This window comes from Sediminitomix flava, from assembly GCF_003149185.1.
Classification (GTDB): Bacteria; Bacteroidota; Bacteroidia; order Cytophagales; family Flammeovirgaceae; genus Sediminitomix; species Sediminitomix flava.
In genome coordinates, this window is the sequence record NZ_QGDO01000004.1 from 68,263 (window position 1) to 78,983 (window position 10,721).

5 protein-coding genes are annotated in these 10,721 nt (G+C 37.0%); 1 reads left to right on the forward strand and 4 read right to left on the reverse strand.

Translation table 11 applies throughout. The features are described 5' to 3' along the window. Positions 1-462 precede the first annotated feature (462 nt). Positions 463-2,514, forward strand: coding sequence for an S-layer homology domain-containing protein (locus BC781_RS15840; protein ID WP_109619546.1), 2,052 nt, complete (start codon positions 463-465; stop codon positions 2,512-2,514). A gap of 731 nt (positions 2,515-3,245) precedes the next feature. On the opposite strand, the gene BC781_RS15845 is transcribed toward BC781_RS15840, so the two are convergent. The 4 genes from BC781_RS15845 to BC781_RS15860 form a co-directional block, all read right to left on the reverse strand. Continuing rightward, positions 3,246-4,784 carry a RagB/SusD family nutrient uptake outer membrane protein gene (locus BC781_RS15845; protein ID WP_109620194.1) on the reverse strand — a complete coding sequence of 513 codons (1,539 nt, stop codon included), beginning with the start codon at positions 4,782-4,784 and terminating at the stop codon, positions 3,246-3,248. Positions 4,785-4,814: 30 nt separating this feature from the next. Next, positions 4,815-7,814: a SusC/RagA family TonB-linked outer membrane protein gene (locus BC781_RS15850; RefSeq protein ID WP_109619548.1), complete on the reverse strand. Its 3,000-nt coding sequence runs from the start codon at positions 7,812-7,814 to the stop codon at positions 4,815-4,817. Between the two features lie 64 nt (positions 7,815-7,878). Beyond that, positions 7,879-8,778, reverse strand: a complete 900-nt coding sequence (locus BC781_RS15855; RefSeq protein ID WP_109619551.1) for a hypothetical protein — start codon at positions 8,776-8,778, stop codon at positions 7,879-7,881. Between the two features lie 342 nt (positions 8,779-9,120). Beyond that, a complete protein-coding gene (locus tag BC781_RS15860; protein ID WP_109619553.1) occupies positions 9,121-10,710 on the reverse strand; it encodes a RagB/SusD family nutrient uptake outer membrane protein in 1,590 nt (529 codons plus the stop codon). Positions 10,711-10,721 lie beyond the last annotated feature (11 nt).

A 10,721-nucleotide genomic window follows, 5' to 3' on the forward strand; every position in this document is an offset into this window, starting at 1 on the left:
TACTACTTCACATTATCATTCCAGTTCAATTATGATTAGAAATGGTAATGTGAAGCATATAACAAAGAGTACATTAACCAATGAAAACCCACTATTCATATTGCTTAAAAGTCTCTATTTTTTGTTAAAATAAATATAGGACAATTTTAAACTTACTAATATTCAACATCTTAAAGCTATAAAATCACTGATTCCCTCTATATCATACCCATTTTCAGTGATCATTTTTAAACAACAGATCTATACCTTTACTCATATCGCATTTATAATCATATAGTTTCAATACTGTATCACTTTCACGAAGGTGTTAACATCTCTTTTTACTCAAATCATTTTACCAATTCATAAACAGAATTGAATTAAGAGGTTACACCTATCCAAAAACTAAAATCAATTATTTACATGACGCTTTAATGCATTTCATATGCACCTCTCTCAAAAGCGTTCAAAAACACTTTAAAGATGAAACTAAAATCTTTGCTTTCATTAGCACTAGTATCATTACTTTTTTTTACAAGTTGTACTAAAGACGAATCAATTTCACTTCAACCAGATGCTAAAGGTTCTAACCAAAGAACCGCAAACGGAGGAAACAATGCATTAGGAATGTGGCTATGGTACCTTGAAGGTACAGGCTACAGTACACATGATGCACTAGCAGACAAACTAGCTACAGTAGGCGTAAATAGAATTTATGTAAAAGTCGGAGATGGTACTAGCCAATGGGATGAGGCTAGTAACACTGCACTTGTGAATGCCTATCGCCAGAAAGGAATTGAGGTTTGGGCTTGGGCCTATAACTACCCAGGTAATGTTCAGACTCAAGCTGACATTCTTTATCAAGCAGCACAAACAGGTTATGAAGGTTTCGTTACTGACATTGAAGTAGAATTTGATGGAAAAACAACAGAGCTACACAGTATCTTCGGTGCATTCAGAACAGCAATCAACGATGCAATCAGTGCAGGACACACAACTTCTGACTTTAAGCTGTATTGTACCTCATGGGGTAACCCTGTAGATCATGGTATGCGTGTAGATATCATTGATCAATACGTTGATGCTCACATGCCACAAACTTATTTGGAAGTATGGGGTAGCAGCTATATGGCAGATCCTACTTATTGGGTTAACTATGGAACTAACGAATACCGTAATGAAGGTTGTGTGAAGCCTATTCACCATATTGTAAGTGCTGAATATGATGTAATCACATCTTCTCAGATCAACACTTTTATTGCCGCTGCTGGCGCAGAAACTTCAGTTTGGAGAATCCCAGGTGAAGGAACACCTCTTTCTATCTGGAATACATTGGAGCTTGTAAACTGGCAAGCAGACCTTGGATATGAGTCTTCCAACCCAACCCCACCATCTGACATTACAGATATTATAGGACATTGGGCGGAAACAGAAATTAATTATATGGTAGCAAATGGTTACATGTCAGGATATGGAGATGGAACTTTCAAACCTAATAATACCCTTACAAGAGCTGAATTTGCGGCAATGCTTGTTTCTACACTTTCTCCAGAGGTAAAACCAGAATATGCTAGCCGTAACTTCAGTGATATTAGTGGACACTGGGCTGAAGATAAAATACTTCAAGCTGCTAGAGCTGGATATTTAGCTGGAAATAGCGATGGCACCTTCAACCCGAATACAAATATTACTAGAACTGAAGTTCTAGCTGTATTGGCAAGTCACCCTAGTGGTATTACAGGTTGTCTTGGAATGCTAAATTCATACACCGATAAAGACAATATTGCTTCTTGGGCAGAACAAGCTATTGCAAATGCAACTGCAAGAGGTCTTGTTGCTAATTACCCTACCAAAACAACTCTTTATCCTAATGAAAATGCATACCGTTGTGAAGCTGTTGTCGGATTATACCAATTGATGGCTGCCGATGGCGTAGCACCTACATACCAAAATCAATACATAGTAGTTCCTGCTTCAGACGCTTGTGATGGTGGAGGGAGTACGGTTCCATACATCGAAGGAGTACCTTATTTCTATCAGTTGAATAACTCTATTAATCCTTACGGATCTTGTCAGAATACTGCAATAGCAATGATTCTTAAGTATTATGGCGCTAATGTAGTACCTGATGATATTTCAAATTACTACGGTACGAGTCAAGCGCAGACAGTTCCCGGATTTGAAACTGTATTCAACTCTGAAGCTGCATATTTCAATCTGAACATTCGTGATAAAGGAACGACACAAGGTAGTGTCCAACAACTACAACAGTTGCTTGCTGATGGAAAACCTACCGCTGCTCATGGTTATACAACAGACTATGGACACCTAATTGTATTCATCGGTTTTGATGGTGAATACTACTATGCACACGATCCTTATGGTTCTTGGAATGAAGTTCCTTACAGTGTGGGTGGTTATTACAACAACAGTACTATTGGAAATACAATTAAGTATCACAAAAGTGCGATAGAGGATGCCTTTGCTCCTGATGGTTATATTTGGTTACATGAAATTGTGGAAGTTACTCAATAGTATTTGAGTTATTTCTCTTAATTCATTCTAACTTAAAAACTCAGTCTTTAGACCTTTTGGGAGGTGATAGAGACTGAGTTTTTTATTTCAAGAAGTTATTTTAAAGTGAATAATCCCCAAAACCAGATATACTCTATATAGTCTGGAAATTATATCTAGTGCAAATGTTTAATAAATCCATTAGAGTGAAATTCTACCTTTACTGACTTCTTCATCTTGAATAAAAAAAGTCTTTAAGCTGCTCCTCAAATAAGCCTTCATCTTTATTTTGAAAAGAAAAATATTCCTTCTTTATATCTTAAGAACTTTCTCTTTTACCTTCTTTTCTTGTACTTATTAATTCTTCAGTACTAAGAGAACATAAAAAAATAGGTAAGACTATCCTTAGAGTTAACGAAGTGAGCGAGTGCAACATCTAAGGATTTCTCTGTGACAGCAGGAGTCTTTAGACTCCAAAATTGACTAAAAAGTCGAGTCTGAAGACTCTGGTATACATTTATGAGTTCTTAGAGTTACTCTAAGAACAGTTTTTTTACCTAAATAGACATGTTCACCTACTTTACTCCCCCTCCAACACTGTAATTTTACATCCTCCTTCCCCATAGCTATAAAAAATCAGCTATTCTTATATAAAGAATACAACGAACACATGTTTCGGTGAAACAGAACACAACAAAAAAGCATCGAACAAATGAATGTCCGATGCTTTAATATATTATCTAGTATAGCTATTACTGAATACTACCTTGAGTAATATCTACCTCCGCTTGAGGTACTGGCCAGTATTTATTAGACTCTGCCCAACCTGTTAGCTTTGTAGCCTTACCTGTACGTACCAAATCAGGGTAACGGTCATTCTCACCAGCAAGCTCCAAACGTCTTTCTAATAAGATAGCTTCCAATAAAGCGTTTCCTGTAAGGTTTTTAGCTCCTAGGCTTCTTACAGCTCTCAACTCATTCAATGCTTGAGCCGCTTCTCCATCAGCACCAGTTCTTTGAGATGCTTCAGCAAAAAGTAAAAGTACTTCTGCATAACGCATCAAACGCATATTATTACCATTGTTTCTGATTTCTTGCGAACGATCAGATGGGCTTACATACATTTTACCTTGGTAGTAACCTGTACGGTCAAATACTAACTTTGACTTACCTTCTTCAACTGCATCCTCTGCTGCTGCAATAGCATCTGCATCACCAGAAATATTTGCAGCTTCTAGAGCTGCGTACTCAGATGCCAACTCAATTTCGAAAACTCTTTCAGTTGACAACATTGTAACCTCTTTTCTGACCATATCACCTTCTGCATCATACGCTGCCGCTAAATCTGAAGATGGTTGGTTGATACCGAAACCATAAGTAATTCCTCTTGGTAGCATAAATAGCGTAGAGAAGTTACCATTGTTTGTAAATGCACTTCCTTCTTCTGATGAGTTGAAGAAAGAAATTTCGAAGATTGATTCCACTCCATGTTCTCCGTTAAAAGAGAAGATATTAGCATAATCAGAATCTAAACGGTACTCACCAGAGTCAATCACTTTTTTAGCCCAAGCTTTTGCATCAGCATAGTTACCTGCATACATATTTACTTTAGCCAAATAAGCTTGTGCAGCACCTTTACTTACACGTCCTAATTCTAGCCCTTCATTACTTTTCACCCAAAGTCCAGCCTCTGCTGCTTCAAGGTCTTCAAGAATAAAAGCATAAGCTACCTCAGGTTCTACTTGAGTCAACTCAGTATCAGGAGTCATTACCGTTCCGTCTACAACCACAATTCTTCCAAAAACTCGAACTAATTGGAAATGATACAACGCACGAAGAAAACGAGCTTCACCTAAAAGTCTTGCTTTCATTGCTGGTGAAGAGAACAAACTCTCATCCATCTTAGAGATACCATCAATAGCTTGATTTGCTTTGTTGATTCCTCTGTAGTTCAAACGCCAAGTATTAAGAATAATACCCGTATCACGTGGAGGAGTGAAAGTTTTTAATTGATCGAAACCACTGTGGTCTCCATCGCTACCACTATATACCGAGTTGTCACTCAAAGCTTCATTAAAAGCCCAGTATCCCCAACCCCAACGGTAATCTTTCAAATCTGAATAAGCTGCAGTAAGAGATGCTAATGCTTTTTCTTCACTATTGAAATAAACATCTGTTGTTTCTTCACCTGGTTTTACAACCTCTAAGAATTCATCACTACAAGATGTTGAGAATAAACTTGCTGCTCCCAAGCCTACTGCAACTATATATTTTTTAAAAAACGTATTCATATTCATTCGTTTTAAAATTCCTCAAAAAAATTACATTTTCAGTTTAAGCCCGAAAGTGAAAGTACGTGCCACTGGATAAGTACCAATGTCAAGACCACTAATACCATTTTCAGGATCAGCACCCGTATAGTCTGTCATAGTCCATAGGTTTTGTGCCGAGAAGTAAAGTTTTGCGGATTGTAACTTAGCTTTGCTCAACAAGCTTGATGGAAGGTTATAAGCAAAAGTTAAGTTTTTCAAACGTAAATACGAACCATCTTCCACATAACGGTCTGAAGTACGGAATGTGTTGTTTACATCATTACCGCTCAAACGTGGAATATCCGTATTTGTGTTTTCAGGAGTCCAAGAGTTCAACAACTCTCTATGTTTGTTTGTAGCATCGAAACGGATCAAGTGAGTTTTCATACCATTGAAAATCTTGTTTCCTTCAGAACCTTGGAAGAAAACTGCAAGCTCAAATCCTTTGTATGAAGCTGAAAGGTTAAGACCATAAGTGAAATCTGGAATTGGTGAACCCAAAAATGTTTTATCATCATCATTTACAACACCGTCACCATTTACATCTACAAATTTCTGATCACCTGGTTGCAGGCCTTCATTTGCTTCTCCTTGCTGTACAGCATAGTTATCAATTTCTTCTTGTGTTTGGAATACACCATCTGTTTTGAAACCGAAGAAGTAACCAATAGGGTATCCAACTTCGTTTCTTGAAGCATTTCCTAAATAATAACCACCTGTAGTCATTGGCTCTCCATCACCAAGAGATGTTACTTCATTTTGGTAAGTCGTAAAGTTACCAGATATGCTATAACGGAAGTCTGAACCAATTTCATCATTCCATTCAGCGCTCAATTCAAAACCTTTGTTATTTACAGAACCTACATTTGATGTTGGTCCACCTTCATAACCATAGTAGTAAGGAATTGGAACACTTAGCAACATATCATTTGTATTCTTATTGTACCATTCAGCAGTTGCTTGTAGACGTCCGTCCAAAGCAGAGATATCAACACCAATGTTAGTAGACTCTGCAGTCTCCCATTGGATAGAAGCATCTCTCATTCCACTTACATAGTACCCTTGGTAACGTTGTTCACCTGCTCCAAATAAGTAACGGTATTGGTTATCTCCATTCATTGTTACTTGGTATGGGTAACGACCTATATTGTTATTACCAATTTGTCCCCAACCAGCTCTCAAACTCAAGTTATCCAACCATTCTTTATCTGCAAGGAAACTTTCTTTTGATAGATCCCAACCTGCTGCAAAAGAAGGGAAATAACTCCACTTGTTTCCTTCTGCAAATCTAGAAGAACCATCTGCACGGAAACTCGCTGTAATTTTGTAACGATCTAAGAACTTGTAGTTGATACGTCCTAGGTAAGATTCCATTCTTAACTCTGAAGCAGAACCAGAAACATTCATACCATCTGTTGCTGCAGAAAGATACCAAAGTGCAGGATCCTCGTTAGGAATATTAGTAGCTGAAGCAGATAACCATTCATCGTCCCATGTTTCAGCTGTATGACCAACTAAAATATCAAAGTTGTGCTCACCTATTGTTTTCTTATAGTTCAAGGTGTTTCTCAATTCAAAGTAAGTGCTTTGAGAAGAACCTCTTGATACCTTGTTGATATCATTACGGTGATTTTCACTCACGTAGAATACTGGATCAAAATCATACGTATTTCCATAAGTTTTGTCCATAGCAACTTGGTTACGAAGAGTCAAACCTTCTATAATTTCGATATCCAAGTTTGCACTACCTACCAACTGAGTAGCTTTAGCCTTATAGTTTTCATACTCTACTTGAGCAACTGGGTTATTGTAATCAGTGAAATTTGACTTACCCCAAACACCATTTGCTTTATCTTCAAAAACTGGGAAGTTTGGTTCAATTTTAATAGCTGTGTTAACCAAACCTGAGTGAATTCCTCCTAGAGGAGCTGAACGTTCTGTTTCTTTGATATTTAAGTTTACACCGGCCTTAATACGATCAGAAATCTTATATTCTACTTTAGACTTCAAGTTGATTCTGTCATAATAAGAGCCATTGATTGTACCCAATTGATCAAAATAGCCAGTATTAAACGTATACAGAAGTTTTTCATTACCGCCAGATACTCCTAAGTTATATTCTTGGATAGCTGCCAATCTTGTAATTTCATCAAACCAATCTGTATTCTGGTGTCTATCTACTCTAGATAAATCTAATGGAGAAGGTCTTGTTGCATTTAATTGTTTTTGAATTGAATACCACTCTTCACCGCTAGTTAAATCCCAGTTATTTTTGATTTCTTGAACACCATAGCTCGCATTAAAACTTACTCTTGCTTTACCTTGCTTTGCACTCTTTGTTGTAATAATTACAACACCATTCGCTCCACGAGAACCATAAATAGCTGATGCAGAAGCATCTTTCAATATATCAATTGATGCAATATCATCATTATTCACAAAGTCAATTGCACTTACTGCGATACCATCTACAATGTATAATGGACTAGAACTGTTTACAGTACCGATACCACGAATACGGATAGAAAGTGGTTCACCCGGTGCTCCTGAGTATGAAGATACTTGAACCCCGGCAATTCGACCCTGAATAGCTTGGTCAGCTCTTGCAACAGGCTGATCTGCTAAATCTGAGAAATTTACAGAAGCAACAGAACCTGTTACATCTTTCTTATTTTGAGTACCGTAACCAACAACAACAACTTCTTCTAGTTCTTTAAGGTTTTCTTCTAGAACAACCTCTAATTGTGTTTGATTACCTACAACAACGTCTTGTGTTGTATAACCAATATAGCTAACTACTAATACTGGATTCTCAGAGGTTACTACTAAGGTAAAGTTACCATTAAAGTCAGTTACTGTACCTACTGTAGGTTCTCCCTTAAGAGCTACTGTTGCACCAATAACCAACTCATCATTTGTGTCTTTTACAACACCCTTAATGGTACGCTCTTGCGCCCATCCACTCAATGTTAGTAGAGTGAAAAAAATTGATAAAAATATTGATTTCATAATTTTACGTAGTTATTAAAGAATTAGTGACTAAAATCGTCACTCACTACAAATAAAAAGTTGATTAACCGACTATTAGAGTAGCTGTATAAGCAAAGTTAGCTGTCTCTGCTGTATCACTAGCAGAAGCACTATCTACGTACAATACTTTTACTTCAATTGTACCTTCTGTAGCATTATAAGTACCTGGAGTCTCAGATTTAATCCAGATATGTCCAAATGAACCCTCGCCTAAATATTGTGCTGGAATTTCAACTGTTCCATCTTCTTCATTAATTACGATCTCCATACTATCATCTCTACCACCGTAATTAATTAGATCACCACTTAACTTAAGACGTGTACACTTATCTTCAGAATCCCAATTATCTGGAGCTTCTACATCGATAACTACATCTCCACTGTATGTCCCTCCAAATGCTGTATCTTCAAAACGCATTGCCTTTTGAGATCCAAAAATTTGGTTACCCAGTTGTGTACATGGATTGAATTGACCTTCGATATCGTTATTCAAAATTTTAACCATTGCAGATTGGCTATCATAATCGCCACCAATTGCTAGGCTCGCACTTCCATTATTGACAGCAGTAATCGCTACGCTAAACTCAGCGTCGTCATCCAATACTGCATTATCAATACTGTAAAGCTCTACGTACGTCACAAATTGCTCTTCAGTAAGAACAACCTGTCCATTGTTCATGTCTCTCAATCTACTATCCCATCCAGCTCCTTGAACTTCATAAGAGATTGTAACATCTCCACTTACTTCATTTCTTCCGGTAATACGAATAGGTAATTTTACAGGTAAGCTTGCTTGTTCTTTTAATTCTAAGCTAGTTTCTTCAAAACCAACAGCTAGTTTTAGTGAAGTTTCAGAGTCGTCTTCACAGGCTATCATCCCCATCATTAGAGGTATGATGAGGGCATATTTAAAAAGCCCTTTAGTAATTCGATGTAACGCCATAAAAAGTGAATTATAATGTTTAACAAAAGTGGCATACAGATGCCTTGTTCATTTATTGGTATAAAGTGCATTACACATGAGGTTTATTTGCTAGGTCTTTTATAAAGCCCCAAAATTGATCGTTTGTGTTTAGCTCATGTGAAATATTTGTAAATTTTGTTAATCATAGAACAGGGACGATCCCTGTATTCAGTGATTATAAAATATCACTTTCTTTAGGTGAGCATTATCAAGATTGGTTAAGTATTAGGTTAGACAGCCATATTTAACTTCTTTCTAATCAATAAAAAAAGCCCTTTCCATTACTGAAAAGGGCTTTTTGTCATTTATAAATAAGGAGAATTACCAACCATACATTTGAGTAAGTCCTGCATTATCTACTTCACTCTGAGGGATTGGGTAGAATCGATGTTTACTTTCTACAATATTATTTGCTTTAAATACTGCATCTCCATTTTCAGAAATAATATATCCTCCGTCAACATCTCTTACTACATCAGCTTTCTGTAAATATCCATCTACTTTCAGCTCTTGCTCAAGTCTTCCTGTACGTGCCAAATCATGCCATCTATGACCTTCGTTACATAACTCCACTCGTCTTTCTTGATAAATATCATCAATTGTTACAGAAGTCAAGTCTGCCGGAATAGCTCCTTCACCTCTTGCTCTTTCACGTACCATATTTACATACTGCAATGCAGTAGCTGCATCACCTGTTTCCAAGGCTGCTTCAGCATAGTTTAAGTAAATATCTGAAAGGCGAAAGATTCTTTCATTAATTGGTGAGTTCGTGAAGTTACCTAAATCCATAAACCTCTCTTTACTCATATAATGTTTGAAGTTGTAGAAGTTTGTCAAGTTCTGAGCTACTTCAGTTACTTCTTCACCATCCAATAACCAGATATCTGCATATTTAGCCATGTTAATTACAGATGCTTCTCTACGAGGGTCTCCATCTTCAAACGCTAAATAAAGGTCATAAGTAGATTGGTAACGTCCGTAAGGAGCTCCACCACCAAACCAAGGCATATTCAAGAATGTTGCAAAGTTACCATTGTTCGTAAATGCTCCGTCATCTTTTGGAGAGTCATAGAACTGCACCTCAAAGATTGACCCTGAACCATTCTCTCCATCTTCAGTAAAGATGTCGTGATAATTTCCTGTTGCTAGACTGTACTCACCTAAACCAAATAGTTCTTCTGCATAATCCATTGCATCACTGTATTTTCCTTTGTTATAGAACTCAAGGTCACTATAACCTGGACTAGCTTGCATGATTGATGCTTTAACCAACAGTGCTAAAGCAGCTCCTTTAGTTGCTCTACCATACTCACCTCCTAACGCTGATTTCACTGGTAAATCTGCTTTTGCTTCTATCAGATCATTTTCGATGAAAGCAAGTACTTCAGATACTTTAGAACGAGGAAGATCAAATTCATCAACCAAAAGTGGATGATCTACTACAGGAACTTCTCCAAATTTTTTCACTAAATCATAGTGATAATAAGCTCTTGCAAATTTTGCCTCAGCCACCACTCTTTTTTGTAGATCAGTATCAACACCAGAAATCTCAACACCTTCTACATTCTCAATCAGTTTATTCGCGATCAAGATTCCTCTATAATTATATCTCCAATTATAAGTTAAAAGGAAATGAGTAGAATTATAGGTAAATTCATGGTAGCCCAAATCTTCTCTATCAAGACCATCATCAGTAGAAGAGTTACCATGTGTATGGCGTCCCCAGTTGTAATGATACTCCCAAAGTGGAGAATAAAGCGCATTTGATGCTTTGATTAAGTCTGTATCTGTTGAATAGAAACTATCTTCAGCTTGTTCCCCGATCTTAGTTGTATCAAGAAACTCATCTGAACAGCTATTGAAACTAGCTAAACCTAGTCCCAACACGAGTATATTGAATAATTTTTTCATTGGTAAAACCT

Excerpts from the sequence above, each read along its gene's own strand:
- BC781_RS15840 (WP_109619546.1), top strand. The coding sequence starts at position 463 with ATGAAACTAAAATCTTTGCTTTCATTAGCACTAGTATCATTACTTTTT.
- BC781_RS15845 (WP_109620194.1), bottom strand. The coding sequence starts at position 4,784 with ATGAATACGTTTTTTAAAAAATATATAGTTGCAGTAGGCTTGGGAGCA.
- BC781_RS15850 (WP_109619548.1), bottom strand. The coding sequence starts at position 7,814 with ATGAAATCAATATTTTTATCAATTTTTTTCACTCTACTAACATTGAGT.
- BC781_RS15855 (WP_109619551.1), bottom strand. The coding sequence starts at position 8,778 with ATGGCGTTACATCGAATTACTAAAGGGCTTTTTAAATATGCCCTCATC.
- BC781_RS15860 (WP_109619553.1), bottom strand. The coding sequence starts at position 10,710 with ATGAAAAAATTATTCAATATACTCGTGTTGGGACTAGGTTTAGCTAGT.